The 18,587-nt window shown below is 70.7% G+C and carries 14 protein-coding genes; 5 read left to right on the top strand and 9 right to left on the bottom strand.

What is annotated here, in order from left to right; translation table 11 throughout:
- The first annotated feature begins 44 nt into the window (after nucleotides 1–44).
- Nucleotides 45–845: a precorrin-6A synthase (deacetylating) gene (gene cobF / locus ACWFRJ_RS30930; RefSeq protein WP_453538596.1), complete on the top strand. Its 801-nt coding sequence runs from the start codon at nucleotides 45–47 to the stop codon at nucleotides 843–845.
- Between the two features lie 104 nt (nucleotides 846–949).
- A complete protein-coding gene (locus tag ACWFRJ_RS30935; RefSeq protein ID WP_453538137.1) occupies nucleotides 950–3,052 on the top strand; it encodes an MDR family MFS transporter in 2,103 nt (700 codons plus the stop codon).
- A gap of 56 nt (nucleotides 3,053–3,108) precedes the next feature.
- Here ACWFRJ_RS30935 and ACWFRJ_RS30940 read toward each other — a convergent pair whose 3' ends face one another.
- The 6 genes from ACWFRJ_RS30940 to ACWFRJ_RS30965 all read right to left on the bottom strand — a co-directional run bounded on the left by ACWFRJ_RS30940 (nucleotide 3,109) and on the right by ACWFRJ_RS30965 (nucleotide 11,188).
- On the bottom strand, nucleotides 3,109–3,900 hold the full coding sequence (locus tag ACWFRJ_RS30940; RefSeq protein WP_453538140.1) for a sulfite exporter TauE/SafE family protein: 792 nt from the start codon (nucleotides 3,898–3,900) through the stop codon (nucleotides 3,109–3,111).
- Between the two features lie 38 nt (nucleotides 3,901–3,938).
- On the bottom strand, nucleotides 3,939–5,504 hold the full coding sequence (locus ACWFRJ_RS30945) for a long-chain-fatty-acid--CoA ligase (protein ID WP_453538143.1): 1,566 nt from the start codon (nucleotides 5,502–5,504) through the stop codon (nucleotides 3,939–3,941).
- 108 nt (nucleotides 5,505–5,612) lie between these two features.
- On the bottom strand, nucleotides 5,613–6,800 hold the full coding sequence (locus ACWFRJ_RS30950; protein WP_453538146.1) for a thiolase family protein: 1,188 nt from the start codon (nucleotides 6,798–6,800) through the stop codon (nucleotides 5,613–5,615).
- A gap of 235 nt (nucleotides 6,801–7,035) precedes the next feature.
- Nucleotides 7,036–8,274, bottom strand: a complete 1,239-nt coding sequence (locus ACWFRJ_RS30955; protein ID WP_453538149.1) for an NAD(P)/FAD-dependent oxidoreductase — start codon at nucleotides 8,272–8,274, stop codon at nucleotides 7,036–7,038.
- The gene (locus ACWFRJ_RS30960) at nucleotides 8,271–9,719 is read right to left on the bottom strand and encodes an FAD-dependent oxidoreductase (RefSeq protein WP_453538152.1); all 1,449 of its coding nucleotides are present in this window, start codon (nucleotides 9,717–9,719) and stop codon (nucleotides 8,271–8,273) included. Before ACWFRJ_RS30960 ends, ACWFRJ_RS30955 begins: the two co-directional genes overlap by 4 nt.
- Nucleotides 9,716–11,188, bottom strand: a complete 1,473-nt coding sequence (locus tag ACWFRJ_RS30965; protein WP_453538155.1) for an FGGY family carbohydrate kinase — start codon at nucleotides 11,186–11,188, stop codon at nucleotides 9,716–9,718. Before ACWFRJ_RS30965 ends, ACWFRJ_RS30960 begins: the two co-directional genes overlap by 4 nt.
- Before the next feature lie 267 nt (nucleotides 11,189–11,455).
- On the opposite strand from ACWFRJ_RS30965, the gene ACWFRJ_RS30970 reads away from it, so the two are divergent.
- Both ACWFRJ_RS30970 and ACWFRJ_RS30975 read left to right on the top strand, forming a co-directional pair.
- Entirely contained in the window at nucleotides 11,456–12,448 is a 993-nt protein-coding gene (locus ACWFRJ_RS30970; RefSeq protein WP_453538158.1) for a hypothetical protein, read from the top strand.
- A gap of 83 nt (nucleotides 12,449–12,531) precedes the next feature.
- Complete coding sequence (locus tag ACWFRJ_RS30975; protein ID WP_453538161.1) at nucleotides 12,532–14,061, top strand: amino acid permease; 1,530 nt, start codon at nucleotides 12,532–12,534, stop codon at nucleotides 14,059–14,061.
- Nucleotides 14,062–14,112: 51 nt separating this feature from the next.
- On the opposite strand, the gene ACWFRJ_RS30980 is transcribed toward ACWFRJ_RS30975, so the two are convergent.
- Both ACWFRJ_RS30980 and ACWFRJ_RS30985 read right to left on the bottom strand, forming a co-directional pair.
- Nucleotides 14,113–14,667 carry a GNAT family N-acetyltransferase gene (locus ACWFRJ_RS30980; protein WP_453538164.1) on the bottom strand — a complete coding sequence of 185 codons (555 nt, stop codon included), beginning with the start codon at nucleotides 14,665–14,667 and terminating at the stop codon, nucleotides 14,113–14,115.
- 43 nt (nucleotides 14,668–14,710) lie between these two features.
- Nucleotides 14,711–15,508, bottom strand: a complete 798-nt coding sequence (locus ACWFRJ_RS30985; protein ID WP_453538166.1) for an SDR family oxidoreductase — start codon at nucleotides 15,506–15,508, stop codon at nucleotides 14,711–14,713.
- 221 nt (nucleotides 15,509–15,729) lie between these two features.
- Here ACWFRJ_RS30985 and ACWFRJ_RS30990 point away from each other — a divergent pair, with 221 nt between their 5' ends.
- Nucleotides 15,730–17,076: a (2,3-dihydroxybenzoyl)adenylate synthase gene (locus ACWFRJ_RS30990; RefSeq protein ID WP_453538169.1), complete on the top strand. Its 1,347-nt coding sequence runs from the start codon at nucleotides 15,730–15,732 to the stop codon at nucleotides 17,074–17,076.
- Nucleotides 17,077–17,089: 13 nt separating this feature from the next.
- On the opposite strand, the gene ACWFRJ_RS30995 is transcribed toward ACWFRJ_RS30990, so the two are convergent.
- Entirely contained in the window at nucleotides 17,090–18,457 is a 1,368-nt protein-coding gene (locus ACWFRJ_RS30995) for a radical SAM protein (protein WP_453538172.1), read from the bottom strand.
- Nucleotides 18,458–18,587 lie beyond the last annotated feature (130 nt).

Consider the following 18,587-nt stretch of genomic DNA (forward strand, 5'->3'; position numbering starts at 1 on the left):
CGCCCAAAGCGCACTGCGGCACCCCCGTGCGGCAGACTCTCGGCGTGCGAAAGATCTATGTCATCGGTATCGGCGCGGGCGACCCCGACCAGTTGACCCTGCAAGCCGTCAAGGCTCTGAAGTGCACCGACGCGTTCTTCATCCTCGATAAGGGGGAGGAAAAGGACGATCTCGTCCAGCTGCGGCGTGATCTCCTCGACGCGCACTGTGCCGACCGGGCCGACGGCGTCTACCGCGTGGTCGAGGCTCGGGATCCCGCGCGCGATCGCGAGGCGAGCGGTGCGGACTACTCCCCCGCCGTCGGGGACTGGCGCAGTCGCCGGGCCGATATTTATGAGCGGCTGATCGGCGATGAGCTGGGCGCTGACGAGTGCGGCGCGTTTCTGGTGTGGGGCGACCCCGCGCTGTACGACAGCACCCTCGGGATCTTGGAGGAAGTCCTCGATCGGGGGCACGTGGACTTCTCGTACGTTGTCGTGCCCGGTGTCAGCAGTGTCTCCTCCCTCGCCGCCAAGCACCGCATCGGCCTGAATCGCGTCGGGCAGCCTATACAGATCACCACTGGGCGCCGTCTCGCCGACCGCGGTTTTCCCAACGGTGTCGATGATGTCGTGGTCATGCTCGATGCCAAGGAGGCCTTCCGGCAGTTCCAGGGCGGTGAGGGCGGTGAGGGCGGCGACATGTACATCTACTGGGGTGCCTATATCGGGACCGCCGACGAGATCCTCGTATCCGGGCCGCTGGACGAAGCCGCTCCCCGTATCGAGGCCCTCCGGGCCGAGGCACGCGAGCGCAAGGGGTGGATCATGGATACCTATCTGTTGCGCCGCGATCCGAAGGACTGAATCCGGAGGACCGAGGGATTGGGGTGGGGTCGGTCAGTAGGGGGCGTCACCGGACCGGACCGGCCCCGCATGCACTGGCCCCCGCGCGGTGTGAGGGTGACCGTGTGACCACCACCGCCGAGCCCGCCGCCGAGGCCCCAGCTCAGGGGCCGCCCGTCCTGGACAAGCGCCGCCGCAACATCGTCTTCGTGACGATCATGCTCGGGATGCTGCTCGCCGCCCTCGACCAGACCATCGTGGGCACCGCGCTGCCCACGATCGTGGCGGATCTGGGCGGCGCCGAGCACATGTCGTGGGTCGTGACGTCGTATCTGCTCGCGGAGACCGTCGCCACGGTGCTCGTGGGGAAGTTCGGTGATCTTTTCGGGCGGAAGATCGTCTTCCAGGTCTCGGCCGTCGTCTTCATCACCGGCTCGTTCCTGTGCGGCCTGTCGACCAACATGACGTTGCTCATCGCCTGGCGCGCCCTTCAGGGCATCGGCGCGGGCGGTCTGATGGTGACCTCGATGGCGTTGATCGCCGATGTCATCCCGCTGCGCGAGCGCGGCAAGTACCAGGGTGCTATCGGCGCCGTGTTCGGCGTCGCCACCGTCATCGGGCCGCTTCTCGGCGGGCTCTTCACCGACCATCTGACCTGGCGCTGGGCCTTCTACGTCAACGTGCCCATCGCGATCGTCGTGGTGATCGCCGCGGCCCGGAACATCCCCGTCGTGAAGTCCGCGGTGCGGCCCGTCATCGACTATCTCGGCATCGCGTTCGTCGCGATCGGCGCGAGCGCGCTGATTCTGGCGACGAGTTGGGGCGGCAACCAGTACGCGTGGGGTTCTGGCACCATCATCGCGCTGTTCGTCGGCGGCGCGCTCGCGCTCGCGCTGTTCTGTGTGGTCGAGACGCGGGCCGCCGAACCGATGCTTCCGATGCGGCTCTTCGCCAATCCCGTCTTCACGGTCTGCTCGATCCTCAGCTTCATCGTGGGCTTCGCGATGCTCGGCGCCATGACGTTCCTGCCGACCTATCTGCAGTACGTGGACGGGGACTCGGCCACCATCTCGGGCGTGCGGACGCTGCCCATGGTGATCGGGCTGCTCATCGCGTCCATCTTCAGCGGCAACGTGGTGAGCAAGACCGGGACGTATCGGATCTTTCCCATCGTGGGTGCTCTGGTGATGGCGCTCGGGCTTTATCTGCTCTCCCTTATGGGCGCTGAGACCAGTACCTGGCTCGAGTCGCTTTACATGTTCGTCCTCGGTACCGGTATCGGGCTCTGCATGCAGGTTCTGACGATCGCCGTGCAGAACACCGTCGTTTACTCCGACCTGGGGACCGCGACCTCCGGAGTCACCTTCTTCCGTACGCTCGGCAGCTCCTTCGGCACCGCCGTGTTCGGCACCATCTACGCCAATACGCTGAAGCCGAATCTGGCGGACGGGGTCGCCGCGGCGGCCGAGGCCGGGGGCTCGGATCCCGCTGTCGTGGCCAAGGCCGCACAGAGTCCGCAAGGGCTGCACAGTCTTCCCGCCGAAGCGGCCGCGCCCGTCATCAAGGCGTACGCCGACACGCTGCACACCGTGTTCCTGTGGACGGTCCCCGTGGCGCTGCTCGGGTTCGTGGTGGCTCTCTTCCTCAAGCAGGTACAGCTGCGGGACAGCGCGCGGATGAGCTCATCGGACATGGGCGAGGGTTTCGCGTCACCGACGTCGGGCGGCAACCCGGACCGGGTGCTCGAGCTGGCGGTCGGCAACATCATCCGCAGTACCGGTATGGACACCGCGCGCCGTGTCATCCGCGATTCCGACACCCGGCTCGACATCGCGGGAGCGTGGGCCGTCATGCAGGTCTCGCTCTTCGACCGGATGGTCGGTCACGCGAGTCTGGGGCTCATCGCGGCCCGGCGCCAGCTGCCCTCCGAAGTACTGGTGCCGGTCTTCAACCGGATGGTCGAGGAGGGCTTCCTCACCCGCTCCGGCCTGCTCTTCTCGCACACCCCCGCGGGTGAACGCGAGGCCGACGTGATCGGCAAGGCGTGGGCGAAGTGGCTGGGCGAGCAGGTGGAGAAGGACAGCGGCCGTCCTGCCGACCAGGACCTCGTCAAGGCGGTCGACGCGATCGCGAAGCGGCTTCTCGTGGAGGATCTGGAGCACGGGCTTGCCCCCGAGGCGCGGCAGCCGGTTCCGGCGGTGCAGCAGGTCCCGTTGAGCAAGGCCTAGGCCTGGGCCTCGTGAGCAAGGCCTGGGCCTAGTCCTGGGCCTGGCGCGTCCCGCCGTCAGCGCAGGAGCAGCTGGAGGCCGCCGAGCACCGTGGCTCCGATCACCAGCTGCTCGAAGAGACGTTGATTGATGCGGTGCACGGCCGCCTTGCCGATGAGGGCGCCCGGCACGACGAAGAGCACGAGCGCCGCGTCGAGCAGCAGCGAGTGCGCGTCGATCAGGCCCAGGCCCACGCTGAACGGCACCTTGGAGGTGTTGACGATGAGGAAGAACCACGCCGATGTCCCCAGGAAGCTGAGCTTCCTGAATCCCGCGGAGAGTAGATACATCGACATCACCGGGCCGCCCGCGTTGGCGACCATGGTGGTGAAGCCGCCGAGCACGCCGTAGGAGGGGGCCTTCAGGCGGGCGCCGCGCGAGAGTGGCGAGGGTTCCGGCTCCTCCGCGGCGGGGGTCCGGCGGCGCCACAGCGTGACCGCCGCCATCAGCAGGAGGATCGCCCCTATCGACGTACGGACGGCGGCGTCATCTGCCCACATCAAGAAGACCGTGCCCACCACCACGCCACCCGCGACGGCGGGGAACAGGCGCCACAAGGTGGGCCAGTGGGCGTGTCTGCGGTAGGTGAGGACGGCCAGTACGTCGCCCGCGATGAGGATGGGCAGCAGGACTCCGGTCGATTCGCGGGCCGGCAGGACCGCGGCGAAGACGGCGAGGCTGACCGTGTTGGCCCCACTGACGGCGGTCTTCGAGAAGCCGACGAGCACCGCGGCCGCGGCGAGCGCGGCGAATTCCCAGAGAGATACGCCGAGAGATACGCCGAGAGATACATCGAGAGATATGTCCATGCCAGGAACAGATGCTAGGCCCAACTATCTCCGGCCCGTCAGGGGCGGTCACATCCTGGACGCCCGGGACGACCACCGGCGTGAGCCCCGCTGTACGTGACGCGCAGTTCCCGCTTGAGGATCTTCATGCTGGGGCCCAGCGGCAGCTCGCCGGTGAACTCCACGCGGCGCGGGTACTTGTGGCGGCCCAAGTGCTCCTTGGACCAGTCCGTGATCTGCGCGGCGTCGGGCGCGGAGCCGGGTGCCGCGACCACGACGGCGCAGATCTCCTCGCCGTGCACGTCGTCGGGCAGGCCGATCACGGCGACGTGCGCGACGTCCGGGTGGCGCATGAGGACCTCCTCGACCTCGCGCGGGTAGACGTTGAAGCCACCGCGGATGATGACGTCCTTCTTGCGGTCGACGATGGCCAGGAACCCGTCGGCGTCCTTGGTGCCGAGGTCCCCCGTGCGGAACCAGCCGTCGACGACGGCCTCGGCGGTCGCCTCCGGGCGTCCCAGGTAGCCGGAGAAGACGTTGTGGCCACGGACCACGACCTCGCCGAGCTCCCCCGTGGGCAGCAGCTCGATGCGGTCCTCCACCTCGGCTCGGGCTATCTCCACGTCCACGCCCCACAGCGGGTGGCCGATGCTGCCCGCCCTGGTGCCGAAGACGGGCTGGTTCGCGGAGGCTGTGGGCGAGGTCTCGGAGAGCCCGTACCCCTCGTAGACCGGTACGCCGAAGGCCTCCTCGAAACGCTCCATCACGGCGACGGGCAGCGAGGCGCCGCCGGAGACCGCGAGCCGCAGCGTGGGCAGCCCGGGGGCCGGGGTCTCGGCGGCGGCCGTCACGAGGTTCACGTACATCGTCGGCACCCCGTGGAAGGTGTTGACGCGCTCCGCCGCCATCAGCTCGACGGCCCGCGTCGCGTCGAAACGCGGCAGCAGTACGAGCGTCGCGCCCGCGCGCCAGGTGGCGTTCATGGAGACGGTCTGGCCGAACGCGTGGAAGAGCGGGAGCGCGCCGAGGGCGATGTCGTCGCCGCGCACGTCGTGGGCGTCGAAGGCGCAGACCGTCGCGTTCATCACCAGGTTGAGGTGGCTGAGCACGGCGCCCTTGGGGACGCCCGTGGTGCCGCTGGTGTAAAAGACGACAGCGGGGTCGTCGGCCTCGCGCGTGACGTAGCCGGGGAGTGGCTCGGCCGCGCTCGCCAGAGTCTCCAGTTCGCCGCTCACGCCGAGGGTCAGCATCCGTACGCCGGTGGCGGCGGCAGCGGCCTTGCCCGTCTCGGCCTGCGCGGGGTGGCACAGGAGCAGGGTGGCGCCGCTGTCCCGCAGGACGTGCTCGACCTCTTCGGCGGAGAGGAGGAGGTGTACGGGGACGACGACGCCGCCCGCGGCGAGAATCGCGTAGTAGGCGCGCGGGAACTCGGCGGTGTTGGGCGCCATCAGGGCCACCTTGTCCCCCGGCCCGACCCCGAGCCCCACGAGCGCCGCCGCCTGCGCACGGGCCTGCTGCCACAGCTCCCGGAAGGTGAGCCGCAGTTCGCCCTCGACCAGGGCGGTGCGGTCCGGTCGGCGACGGGCGGGCTCGGCGAGGATCGCGGCGAGGGACAGCGTGGCCATGAGTGGTGCTCCGTTTCCTTGCGGTGGTGCGGTGGTGCGGTGGTGCAGTGGTGCAGTGGTGCAGTGGTGCGGTAGTACGGAGTTAAGCCGGGGGGCAGCCGGACGCGGTCAGCCGCGCTCGACCAGCAGCGCGCTGCCTTGGCCGACGCCCACGCACATCGTGGCGAGCCCGCGAGCCGCGCCGGTGCGGCGCATGCGGTGAAGCAGCGTGGTCAGGATGCGGGCGCCCGAGCAGCCGAGGGGGTGGCCGAGCGCGATGGCGCCGCCGGTCGGGTTCACCAGCTCGGGGTCGATGCCGAGGGCATCGACGCAGGCGAGGGCCTGGGCCGCGAACGCCTCGTTGAACTCGGCCTCCTGAAGGTCGCCGATGGACCAGCCGACGCGGGTCAGCGCCTTCTGGGTGGCGGGGACGGGTCCGATGCCCATGACGTCCGGGTGCACACCGGCGGAGGCGCCGGCGACGTACCGCCCGAGGGATTCGAGACCGAGCTCGATCAGGGCTTCCTCGCTGACGAGGAGGAGTCCGGCCGCGCCGTCGTTCATCGGCGAGGCGTTGCCCGCGGTGACGGTGCCGTCCTTGCGGAAGACGGGGCGCAGGCTGCTGAGCTTCTCGTACGAGGTGTCCTCGCGGACGCACTCGTCGAGCTCGACGAGGGTGCTGTCGGGCCGTGTGACGGGGAGGATCTCGTCGTCGAAGTGGCCGTTCTTGCGTGCCTCGGTGGCGCGTTGGTGGCTGCGGAGGGCGAAGGTGTCCTGGCGCTCGCGGGAGACGCCGTAGCGCTGCGCCACTTCCTCGGCGGTCTCCCCCATGGCGAGGACGCCGTGCAGGTCCTTCATCGCGGGGTTCACGAGGCGCCATCCGAGGCGAGTGTCGACGGTCTCCATCTTGTGCGGCAGCGCTTCGTCGGGGCGGGGCAGGACGAAGGGGGCGCGGCTCATCGACTCGGAGCCGCCCGCGAGGACGATGTCCGCTTCGCCGGACGCGATGGTGCGGGCAGCGGCGGTGACGGCTTCCATGCCGGAGGCGCAGAGCCGGTTCACGGTGGCGCCCGGCACGGATTCCGGGAGTCCGGCGAGGAGGGCGGCCATCCGGGCCACGTTGCGGTTGTCCTCGCCCGCCTGGTTGGCGGCTCCCCAGTAGATGTCGTCGATACGGGCGGGGTCCAGCTCGGGGGTGCCCGCGAGGAGGCCGCGTACGACTGTGGCGGCGAGGTCGTCCGGGCGGACGGAGGAGAGGGTCCCGCGGAGTTTGCCGATGGGGGTGCGGCGGGCTGCGGCGAAGTGGACTGGGCGCACGATACGGCTCCGGATCGTTTGCGGTCAGCGGCTGTGGGTCTCGCGTGACGGCCTAGCGTTAATTAGCACTGCTAGTTTTGGAGTGTACGGGGCGCTCGCGCTGGGGGGAAGGGTGGTCTTTTCCCCCGACCCCGCCCCTTCCCGGCTGTGACATTTGCGGCTCCGCCGCGGCCGCTCGGCGCGGGGGCCCAGCACCTTGCGCGCACCGTCATCACCGGCTTCGCCGCGTTCGTCCTCAAACGCCGGACGGGCTAGAGAGAGCGACCCGTACCGCTCCCCCCTCCGCATCCACCTTCCCCACCCAGCCCCCGGAGAGGTACAGCCCCTGGTTGGGCAGCACCCTCCGCAGCACTCGTTGGCGGTGCAGGTTCCGCCCGTCCTGCGTGACCACCAGGGCGGGACAGCGCACTGCCTCCGCCGTCCGCAGGACGAAGCGGCTCCCCTGAACGTCCGGCACGAGCCGGTTCGGCGCCACCCACCTCAGCGGGGCGTCCGCCACCACAGGCACGCCGCCGGAAGGCCATCGCGCACCCTCCAGATAGCCCCGCACCGCATCCGCGACCCGCGCCCCCTCCCCCGCCGCCACCCGCGCGGGCTCCACCGCGTGCACTCCGCTGCCCACCGCGAAGACGCCCGGCGAGTCCGTGCGGAACGAACCGTCCACCGCGGGGCCCCGCGTCCCGGGGTCCAGGAGCACGCCCCCGCGCCGAGCCAGCTCGTGGTCGGGGACGAAGTCACCGGTGAACACCACCGTGTCGCAGTCAAGGGACCTCTCCCGCCCGTCCGGGCGCCGCAGCCGCACCCCCGAAAGGCGGCCACGTCCCAGGAGTTCGGTCACGACCGCCTCGGTCACCAGCGGCACCCGCGCGGGACCGAGCCGAGCCGCCGCGGCCCGCGCCCGGCCCACCTGCGCCCGCGCCTCCTCCGTGACGAGTGCGGCGACCTCCACTCCCGCGCGCCGCAGCGTGGCCAGCGCCTCGTAGCTCACCGGCTCCGCCCCCACGACGACCGCCCGGGTCCCGATCTCCTGCCCGTAGATGTGGACCGCCTGCTGCAGCTCACCGGTGGTGAACACGCCCGCCGGGCGCGTCCCCGGCACGAGCCGTGCCGTCCGTGGCCTTTCCCGCGCGCCCGTGGCCAGGACCACGGCGCGCGCGGTGATCCGCTCCAGGCCGTGCGGTCCCGTCGTGTCCACCGCGAGCGACCCGGCCCATCCGGTGGCGGTCACCCCGGTCCGTACCGCCGCTCCGGCGCCCAGGGCGGCCTCGACGAGGCGTTCCGCGTACTGCGGTCCCGTCACGCCCCAGCGCCCGAATCCACGGTGGTCGCAGTGGCGCGGCACTCCGCCGGCCCGCGCCTCCCTCTCGAGTACCTCCACCGTGCCCGCGCCCGACGTCGCGAGGCGGGTGGCCGCGGCGAGTCCCGCGGGGCCCGCGCCGACGACGAGTACGTCCACACTCCGCTGCCGCCTCATCGCTCCGCCCCCGACTCGCCCCAGCCTTCGAAGAGTTCACGTACCGCGGCCCCGCAGTAGAACCCCTGACAGCGCCCGCCCCGCGCCCGTGTCCGTCGCCGCAGTCCGTCGAGCGACCCGGGCGGGACCGTACTGATGAGGGCGTCCCTGATCTCCCCGCGGGTCACGCGCTCGCAGTGGCAGATGATGCTGCCGTACGCGGGGTCGGTCGCGATGAGGTCGGCGCGCTGGTAGGGGCGGGGGAAGGCCTCTCCGAGGTTGGGCATGCTCACGGGGTCCAGGTTTCCGGCCACCGTCAGGTCGAGGTCGGGGCCCGCGTCATCGGCGAGCAGGCCGACGACGTACTCCGCGATCGCCATCGACGCGGTGAGGCCCGTGGACCGGATGCCGCCGACGGTGATGTACCGCTCCTCGGGTGAGCTGTGGATCTGGTAGTCGTCGTGCTCGGTGGCCGCCCGCAGCCCGGCGTAGACCGCGGTGACCTCCTCGTCAAGCAGTGCGGGCAGGATGCGTCGGCCCTTGGTGCGCAGTCCGGCGAGGCCGTCCTCCGTCGTGTCCGTCGCCCCCTTGTCGTCCAACTCCTCCGCGGTGGGGCCCAGAAGGACGTTTCCGTAGATGGTCGGAGCCACAAGCACGCCCTTTCCCAGCGCTGTCGGCACCGGCAGGAGAATGTGGCGGACCAGGTCGCGGGCGAGTTTGTCGAAGACGATGAGCTGGCCCCTGCGCGGGGTCACCGTGAACTCGCCGCGTCCAAGGAGCCGCCGGTCGAGCGCGTCGGCGTGCAGACCCGCCGCGTTGATGAGGTAGCGGGTGCGTACGACACCTCGGGGCGTGGTCAGTTCGTGGCAGTCGGCGGAGCCGTCCGGTGACGGCGCGGAATCCACATCGCCGACCTTGCAGTTGAGGTGCAGGTCCACTCCCTCGCGCACGGCTTGGGTGGCGTACGCGAGTGTCGTCGTCCAGGGGCAGATGAGGGACTCGCCCGGGACGACAAGTGCGCCCAACGCGCCCTCGCCCAGGTGTGGTTCGCGTGATCTGACCTCGGCGGCGCCGATGATGCGGGCTTCGTCGTACTCGTTGCGTTCCGCCTTGTCCAGCAGGGCGGGCAGCGCCGCGAGTTGCTCCTCGTCCCAGGCCACGAGCAGGGCTCCGACCGGCTCCACCGGGATGCCGGACTCTTCCGCGTACGCGGCGAGCAGGCGTCGGCCCTCGCGTACGAGACGGGCCTCGAGGGAGCCGGGTACGGCGTCGAAACCGGTGTGCAGGATGGCGGTGTTGGCCTTCGACGTGCCGTCACCGACGTCGCTGGAGGCTTCGACGAGGGCGACCCGGAGGTGGTGGTGTCCCGCCAGTTCGCGGGCGATGGCGGAGCCGACGACCCCGGCTCCCACCACGGTCACGTCATAGGGCTCGGAGGGCAGCGGGCCCTTGGTGGTGACGGTCATGACGACGGTACGGGCGCACGGTCGAGGAGGGCGTCCACGGCCGAGCGGAAGCCGCCGATGCGCTCGGCGGCCTGTGTCGCGTCGATCTTCGGTTCGTAGACGGTGGTGGGCCGCCACCGTGGGACCGCGTCGCGCACCGTGAGTTTCGGGTCGAGTCCCATGCGCGCGACGACGCCCACGCCGAGGGCGGTGACATCGGGCAGCGCCGATACCTCGACGGGGATCTGGAGCAGGTCGGCCTGGGTCTGCATCAGGAGGGCCGAGCGGGTCAGGCCTCCGTCGACGCGCAGGCTCGTCAGGGGCTCGCCCAGATCGGCGGCCACGGCGTCGGCCAGGGACGCGACCTGGGCCGCGATGCCCTCGCACAGGGCACGGACCAGATGGCCGGGGGACGTGTCGAGGCCGAGGCCGGTGATCGAGCCGCGCAGATCGCCGCGCCACCAGGGCGCCGCGAGCCCGGCGAGCGCCGGGACGAACGTGACGCCGCCCGTGTCGGGCACGGACGAACCCACCAGGTCGAGGTCCGGCGCCCCTTCGATGACGCCGAGGTCCGTGAGCCAGCGGACGGCGGAGGCGGCGGTGTAGACCTGCCCGTCCAGGCAGTAGCTGCTCTCCCCCGCGAAGCGCCAGGCGACACAGCTGACCAGGCCTGAATCACCCCGGCGCGGCCGGGTGCCGGTCTGGGCGAGCAGGAACGCGCCTGTTCCGTAGGTGCACTTGGCGCTGCCCGGCTCGGTCACGTCCTGGGCGAGCAGCGCGGCCTGCTGGTCGACGAGGAGGCCGGTCAGCGGCAGCTCGGGGCCGAAGGCCTTCGTGGTGCCGACCGGGCCCGCCGCGTCGACGACACGCGGCAGCCGCTCGTCGGCGAGGCCGAAGACGTCAAGGGCGCGCGGTGACCATGTGACGTCGTCCAGGTCGAGGAGCTGGGTGCGTCCGGCGGTCGCCGCGTCGGTGACGAACTCACCGGTGAGCCGGTGGACCAGCCATGCGTCGCTGGTGGTGACGACGCCTTCGCGCGTGAGGTGGCGGCGTATCCACGCCATCTTGGGCGCGGCGAAGTAGGGGTCGAGCGGGAGGCCCGTCAAGTGCTGCAACTCGGCGGCGTAAGGACTGAGTTCCGTGCAGAGCGGTTCCGCGCGGCGGTCCTGCCACACGATCGCCTCGGTCAGCGGGCGGCCCGAAGCGGGGTCCCAGGCGAGCACCGTCTCGCCCTGGTTGGCGAGGCCGACCGCGGCGACCGGCTCTCCCGCGTCGGCCAGGGCGCGGCGTCCCGCGTCGACCACCGAGTCGTACAGGGCCGCCGGATCGACCTCCACCAGGCCGCCCGGGAGGTGGCGCGGGCGTACGGGCGCGGCGCCGGAGCCGATCACTCCGCGGTCCGGGCAGAGGACGAGAGCCTTCGTGCCGGAGGTGCCTTGGTCGATGGCGAGGACTGCCTCGCCGCGCGGTCCGCTGCCATTCGTGATCACCGCGGAAGCCTGCTACAGCTGCCGGGAAGGCGTCAAGAGCCCCCTTCCCAGGGGGTTCCGCACCCCTTCCGGGGGCGAGCCCATCCCCCGACTTTTCGGAAAATGCCAACCGGCGCGCCGAGTTGACCTCAATTCAAACTCAAAAGATCCACGAACCGCCCTGAGAACGGAAGTTCCAGATCTACACTGACCGCCGAACAACATCATTTCGTCATAGGCCAGTTCACACACGCTCTGCCCTCCGCCCTCCTCCCCCACAGAGGATTCATGCCCACTCCGTCAGGCCGCCCCGTGTATCACCCGGCGGGCCACGACGAACAGTTGCGCGCCGTGCTCCAGGACCTCAGGACGGGTCGCTGGGTGTCGACGCGCACCCTTCTCGACTCCACGCCCGACTGGGGCCTGTGGACGCAACGCACCCAGATCCTGGCGGCCGCCGTCGCCGGTTCCGACGTGGTCAGGGCCTGGCTGACCGAGGAGCCGCACAGCGCCGCGGCATCCGTTCTGCACAGCAGGGTCCTTGTCGAGCGGACCCTGCGCGCCCATCGCGCCGGGCACCGCCAGACCAACGAGCTGTGGCGCGAGGCGGCAGCGGCGTGCGGCGCCGCGATGGACGCCTCACCCGAGGATCCCGTGCCGTGGGTCTGCCTGCTCGCCCTCGCCCAGCTCGACAAGGGGCAGCGCTGGGACGAGCACCGGGTGCCGGCCCCCGAGCCGATGCTCTTCCCCGGGCCCTGGCATCTCCTCGCCGAGGCCGACAAGCGCGACCCGGGCAACCGTGAGGCCTACCACCGGATGCTGCAGTTCGCGTACGCGCGCCGCCCCGGAGGTCCGCTCACCGAGGCGGTCAACTTCGCCCACTGGGCGTCCGGTTCGGCGCACGCGGGCTCGTCGCTGCACCTGTTGCCCCTTTATGTACGCGTCGAGCGGTACCGCAAGGACGGCGGCAGCGAGAACGCCCTCGACCTGCACTGGATAGGGGAGGACGCGACCCGCTCCGCCCTGCGCGCGCTGCACCTGTGGTTCGAGCACGCGCCGCCCGCGTCGACCTCGCTCCTCGACCTCAGCCACCTGGCCCACGCGCTGTGGGGCGCGCATCACTTCCAGGACGCGGCAAGAGTGTTCGACGTCCTTGACCCCTTCTACACCGTGGCGCCGTGGACGTACCGCACGCGCTCACCCGGTGACACGGACGCGGCGGCCGAGATGTTCATGCAGGCGCGTACGCGCTGTATGACCGCCTTACGCGATCCGGGCTGAGGCCCCCTGCCACCCCCCGGCAACGGCCTTTCGCTCAGCACCACCCGCTCCCCGAACCACCGCTCCCCACCGGAGGTACATCCGTGTCCCGCACCACCTGGTCGAGCACCGCATCGACCACAGACCCGCTGCCCGACGAGGAACAGAGGCTCAGGGAGCTCGGCTACCAGCCGGTCCTCGCGCGCCGGATGGGCGGCTTCGGCAACTTCGCCATCAGCTTCTCCGTCATCTCCATCCTCTCCGGCTGCATGACCCTGTACGGCTTCGGCCTCGGCACGGGCGGCCCTGCCGTGATGCTCTGGGGCTGGGCGGGCGTCGGTCTCTTCGTGCTCTGCGTGGGCATGGCGCTCGCCGAGGTCACCAGCGCGTACCCGACGTCGGGAGCCCTCTATTACATGGCCGACCGGCTCGGTGGGCGGCGCTGGGGCTGGTACACGGGCTGGTTGAACCTGCTCGGTCTGCTCGGCGCGATAGCGGGCATCGACTACGGCGCCGCGCTCTTCTCCGGGGCGTTCCTGAACCTGAAGTTCGGCTTCACGCCGACGCCGGAGAAGACCTTCCTGATCTTCCTCGGCATCCTGCTCCTGCACGCCGTGCTCAACCTGTTCAACGTACGCCTGGTGAGTCTGCTCAACTCGATCAGCGTGTGGTGGCACGTGGCCGGTGTCGCAGTGATCGTGGGCGTCCTCGCGATCGTGCCGGACCACCACCAGTCCCCGGGATTCGTCTTCGGTGAGTTCGTCAACAACACCGGCTGGGACAACCCGCTCTACGTCACGGCGATCGGTCTGCTCCTCGCGCAGTACACCTTCTGCGGATACGACGCTTCCGCGCACCTGTCGGAGGAGACCTCCAACGCCTCGGTGTCCGCGGCGCGCGGCATCGTGCGTGCCATCTGGGCGTCGTGGATCGCCGGTTTCATCCTGCTCGCAGGGCTGACGTTCGCGATCCAGGACTACGCGGGCACGGTGAACACCGACACCGGCGTGCCGCCCGCGCAGATCATGATCGACGCGATCGGCGAGTCCGGGGCGACGGCGCTGCTGCTCATCGTGATCGTGGCGCAGCTGTTCTGCGGCAACGCCGAGACCGCCGCGGCCAGCCGCATGGTGTTCGCCTTCAGCCGCGACAACGCGCTGCCCGGATCGAAGATATGGCGCAAGGTCAGCTCCCGGACCCAGGTGCCGGTGCCCGGCGTCTGGCTCTCGGTCGGTCTGGCCGCGGTCATCGCCCTGCCGTCCCTGTACTCGACGACCGCGTACACGGCCGTGACCGCCATCAACGTCATCGGGATCACGCCCGCGTACGCCATCCCGATCTACCTGCGCCTGCGGGCGGGCGACCGCTTCGAGAAGGGCCCGTGGCACCTGGGCCGCTGGAGCAAGCCCATCGGCTGGATAGCGGTGGTCTGGGTGGTCTTCGTGACGATCCTGTTCTGCCTGCCCCAGGTCTCGCCGGTGACGGTCGACTCGATGAACTACGCGGCCATCGCGCTCGTCGTGGTGCTCACCCTCGCCACCATCTGGTGGTTCGTGGCGAAGGGCTCCTACAGCACGCCGTCGGCGTACGGGAACGAGCGGGAGCAGGCGGAGATCGCGGAGGACATCATCTAGGCGACGAGCGGGATCCTCTGGCGAACCGCCTTGTGGAATTAGCGAACCGCCTTATGGGAGACGGTCGTTGAGGATCCGCTGGAAGAGTCGGTGGTCGCGCCAGGCGCCGTTGATGTGCAGGAACTCCGGCGCGACACCGAACTCCTCGAAGCCGCACTTGGTGAGGACCCGCTGCGAGGGCACGTTGTCGAGGAGCGTGCCCGCCTCGACGCGGTGCAGGCCGAGTTCGGTGTCGGCGGCGGCGCAGGCCCGCAGGACGGCCGCGGTGGCGAGGCCGCGGCCGACGTGGTCCACGTCGATCCAGTAACCGAGGTTTCCGCTGCGCCAGGGGCCGAGGACGATGCCGGTCAGGGTGACCGAGCCGACGATGTCCCCCTCACGGTCGAGCACCCAGGGCGCCGCACGCCCGGCCCTGCAGTCCTCCAACTGGACACGGAGCCGGGCGGCCTGCGCCTGCGTCGTGAAGTAGTCCTCGGGCCGGGCGGGTTCCCACGGCCCCAGGTGCGCGCGGCTGCGCAGGCGGGCGCGGGCGAGACCGCCCGCGTCCTCCAGCGTGGCGGGGCGCATGACGACGTCCGGGGTGATGCGGGCGGATTCGGTGATCATGCGCCAAGGGTAGGGACTGCGGCAGGCACGCGGGCCGGTTGGCTCACCTTCCGCCCGCCACGCGCAGGATCGTCCCTGACGTGTACGACGCCTCGCCCGAGAGCAGCCAGGAGACGGCCGCCGCGATCTCGTCGGGCTGACCGGAGCGCCCCAGGGGGATCCCCGCGGCGAGCTTCGCCGGGCGCTCGGGGTCGGCGTGGAACTCGGTCCAGATCACGCCGGGCGCGACGGCGTTGACGCGGATGCCGTCGGCGGCGACCTCCTTCGACAGGCCGACGGTCATCGTGTCGACGGCACCCTTGGCAGCGGCGTAATGGACGTACTCGCCCGGGGCGCCGAGGGTCGCCGCCGCGGAGGAGATGTTCACGATGCCGCCACCGGCGCCGGTCCGGGTCATGTCGCGGATCGCGCGGCGGGCGCAGAGGAGGTAGCCGAGTACGTTCACGTCGAGCGCGCGCCGCATGGCGGCGGCGTCGGCCTGCGCGAGCGGCCCCACCGGGGCGCCGATCCCGGCGTTGTTCACGAGCCCCGTGACCGGGCCAAGATCAGCGGCGGCGGTCTCGAAGAGGCGGTCGACGTCCGCCTCGTCGGCGGTGTCCATCCGGACGGTGACGCAGCGGGCGCCCGCGTCTGCCTCTGCTCCTCCCGCGCTCGTCGCTCGGACTTCCGCGGCCACCTTCTCGGCGGCATCGGCGTCGGAGTGATAGCCGAGGGCGATGTGGTGGCCCTCCTTGGCGAGGCGGACGCAGATGGCCGCGCCGATGCCGCGGCTGCCGCCGGTGACGACTGTGACGGGGTTCTGCGGCACGTTTCCTCCGAGGGGCAGGGGCGGGGTGGTCATTTGATCGATCATTCACCAAACCGCTCACTCGGGTAAAGCGGGCGGCGCGCTCCTGTGCACCTCATTGGACCTTCCGCCGAGGGACTTCAGCGTTCGTGGTTCGAAAAGCACATGGTGCGCGCGGGTGTCGACGGACTTGGATTGCCAAGGTCAGGACAGCGGGGTTGCTCCCCGGCGTCGAAAGTCGAAAGTCGAGAGCGAGAGGGGACGCGACCAGCCGCATGACCTCCATGCTCGACGGCTGCACGCCCTGGCCCCCGGAGTTCGTCGACCGATACCGGTCGGCCGGGCACTGGCGCGGCATCACGCTGGACAACCTGCTGCGCGGCTGGGCCCTGCAGTACGGGCCGCGTACGGCGCTGGTGCACGAGGGCACCCGCATCACGTACGCGAACCTGAACCGGCGCGTGGACCGGATGGCCGCCGGGTTCCGGCTGCGCGGTCTGAGGCCAGGACAGCGGGTCGTCGTCCAGCTGCCGAACGTTCCCGAGTTCGTCGTCACCGTGTTCGCGCTGATGCGCGTCGGCGCGATCCCCGTGACCTGCCCGGTCTCGCACCGCGCCCCCGAGGTGTCCCACATCGCGCGGGTCGCCCAGGCCGTCGGCTACGTCGGCCCCTCGACCTACCAGGGCTTCGACCACACGGCGATGGCCGCCGGCATCGCCGCCCAAGGGCCCTTCCTGCGGCGGGTGTTCACCTTTGAGGCGCCGGGCACCTCATCCCCGTACGGCGGCATGACGACCGACCCGTCGGGGTGTCACTACTTCCCGCTGGGCTCCGTCGACTCGCCGCCCGGTCCCGCGCTCGCGCAGAGCGCCGGCCAGGTGGCGTTCCTCCTGCCCTCCTGCGATGCCGTCGGTGCCGTCGGTGCGCCCCGGCTCGTTCCGCGCACCCATGACGACTACGCCTACCAGGTGCGGGCCGCGGCCGAGCTGGTGTCGCTCACCGAGGACGACGTCTATCTGGCCGCGCACCCCGCCGGGTCGAACCTCACCTTCGGCTGCCCCGGCATCGTCGGGACCCTCTCCGTCGGCGGCACCGTCGTCCTGGTCGAGAACGCGGAGCCCGCCCCGTGCCTTTCGGCCATCGGACGGGAGCGGGTCACCGTCACGTCGCTGGTGCCCGCCGTCGCCCGGCTCTGGCTCGACGCGCTTGCCTCGGCCGAGGCCGAGGCCGACGTGAGCAGTCTGCGTCTCGTGCAGCTCGGCGGCGCGCCCCTGGACCCGGCGACCGCCGCGCGCGTGGGCCCTGAATTGGGCTGCCGCCCGCAGCAGGTGTTCGCCATGGCCGAGGGGCCGCTCACGCTCACCCGGCCCGCCGATCCGGACGAGAGCGTGCTCACCACGCAGGGCCGCCCGCTGTCGCCCGACGACGAGATACGCCTGGTCGACGCCGACGGCGAGGACGTGCCCGACGGGGAGCCCGGCGAGCTGCTCGCGCGGGGCCCGTACACCCCGCGCGGCTACTACCGGGCACCCGACCACGACGCACGTTCCTTCACCGCCGACGGCTACTTCCGCACCGGGCGCCTCGCGCGGCGCACCCCGGACGGCAACCTGGTCGTCTAGGTCTTCCCGTCGCCTAGGCCTTCTCGGGGACTCCGGTCCCGGACACCTGGTCCTCGGGGGCGGCCGCCTCGGGGGCCAGGCTGTCCATGAAGGAGGAGACGGAGAACACGGCGCGCCCCGGGCCCGCGGGACCGTATCCGGGCGGCGACGAAAGGCCGTTGGACTCCATCGTCGCGCGGTACGCCTCCAGGAGACGGACGTGGTACTCAAGGGGCGCGCCCAGCGGGTTCGCCTTGCCCAGCGGAGTCGTCGGCTCCGGGCACCACGTGGTGAAGCGGGGCGTGATGCCGCGCGACATGAAGTACTGCAGCCCCTCGACGGTGGAGTCGATGGCCTCACCGACCGTCTTGAACCCGAAGGGCTCCGCCATCTCCACGCCCGCCACGAAGTTCGGGATGACGTTGCGCGGCCCGAAGACATCGGCGGAGTCCAGGATGCGGCGGTGCCACTCGTCGCGGCCGACGTAGCGCTCCTTGCCGGGGCAGTAGCGCTCGAACAGGTACGGGTCCCACACCTCGTAGTTGGGGTGGTAGATCCGTACGCCGTAGTCGTGGAAGCGCTGTACGTCCGCCTTGGGCAGCGCCTGCGCGACGACCTTGCCGATCCAGCGGCCGGGGAAGCGCTCCTCGATGGCCTTCGCGTACTGCCCGTAGAAGTCGGCCTCGTCCTTGCCCTGGAGCTTCGAGGTGATGGCGCCACCGGTGAGCGTGTACGCGGTGGAGGACTTAGCGGTGTCGTACTTGTCGATGATCGCGAGGGCTTCGAGGACCTCGTCCATCGGCTTCACGCCCGTGTAGGGGCGGCCCGCCGCCTTCTGCTGGCGCCAGTTGTGGTTGATGTCGCAGTACCCGCACTCCTCCTTGGCGCCGAAGTACTGGCAGACCCGGAAGACCGTCAGGTAGATCAGGTAGCCCCACTGGATGGTGGGCGCCACCTCCATGACGGACTTGCCGTTCTCCAGGGTGTGCCGGTAGTAGTCCGGCATCGGCGGCAGGCCCACGTCGGAGATCCGGGCGCCGTCCAGGTACAGGCCGAGCACGCCGTTGTCGTCGGCGGCCACGCGGTAGGGCGACGAGGGGTTCACGCGGACCGAGACGACCGTGCGGCGCAGGTCGTAGGGGCCGCCGGTGAGGACGATCTCCTCGGGCGGGCGGCGCAGGGCGGCGGCGCCGAGCTCGGGCAGCGTGCTGTGGTCGAAGGAGAAGATGAAGTACGACTTCGGCTTGATCTCACCGCCCTCGTTGTCGCTGAGCGCGGACTCGTCGAAGGCCATGCCACCCCTGAGCAGGTCTTCTTTGATCACCGCCTCTCGCGGCACCTGCGGGAACCGCTCCATGAGTCCCTCTACGAGCTGGGTACGGCTCTCGCTGCGGCTTGCCATCTGCCGGGCACCTCGGATCCTGTCGGTGAATTGTGCTTTCCCGTGGCCCCCACGCTAATACCCTCCTCCCGCGGCGCGGACCCGCCTCCGGTTCTGGGCCATCCCGGCCCTGCTCCGCCGGGAACCTCGG

The organism is Streptomyces sp. NPDC055239, from assembly GCF_053606205.1.

Coding starts and splice junctions, on each gene's coding strand:
- ACWFRJ_RS30940 (WP_453538140.1), bottom strand. CDS start 3,900: ATGGACATATCTCTCGATGTATCTCTCGGCGTATCTCTCGGCGTATCT.
- ACWFRJ_RS30955 (WP_453538149.1), bottom strand. CDS start 8,274: ATGAGGCGGCAGCGGAGTGTGGACGTACTCGTCGTCGGCGCGGGCCCC.
- ACWFRJ_RS30970 (WP_453538158.1), top strand. CDS start 11,456: ATGCCCACTCCGTCAGGCCGCCCCGTGTATCACCCGGCGGGCCACGAC.
- ACWFRJ_RS30985 (WP_453538166.1), bottom strand. CDS start 15,508: ATGACCACCCCGCCCCTGCCCCTCGGAGGAAACGTGCCGCAGAACCCC.
- ACWFRJ_RS30990 (WP_453538169.1), top strand. CDS start 15,730: ATGACCTCCATGCTCGACGGCTGCACGCCCTGGCCCCCGGAGTTCGTC.
- ACWFRJ_RS30945 (WP_453538143.1), bottom strand. CDS start 5,504: ATGGCCACGCTGTCCCTCGCCGCGATCCTCGCCGAGCCCGCCCGTCGC.
- ACWFRJ_RS30960 (WP_453538152.1), bottom strand. CDS start 9,719: ATGACCGTCACCACCAAGGGCCCGCTGCCCTCCGAGCCCTATGACGTG.
- ACWFRJ_RS30980 (WP_453538164.1), bottom strand. CDS start 14,667: ATGATCACCGAATCCGCCCGCATCACCCCGGACGTCGTCATGCGCCCC.
- ACWFRJ_RS30995 (WP_453538172.1), bottom strand. CDS start 18,457: ATGGCAAGCCGCAGCGAGAGCCGTACCCAGCTCGTAGAGGGACTCATG.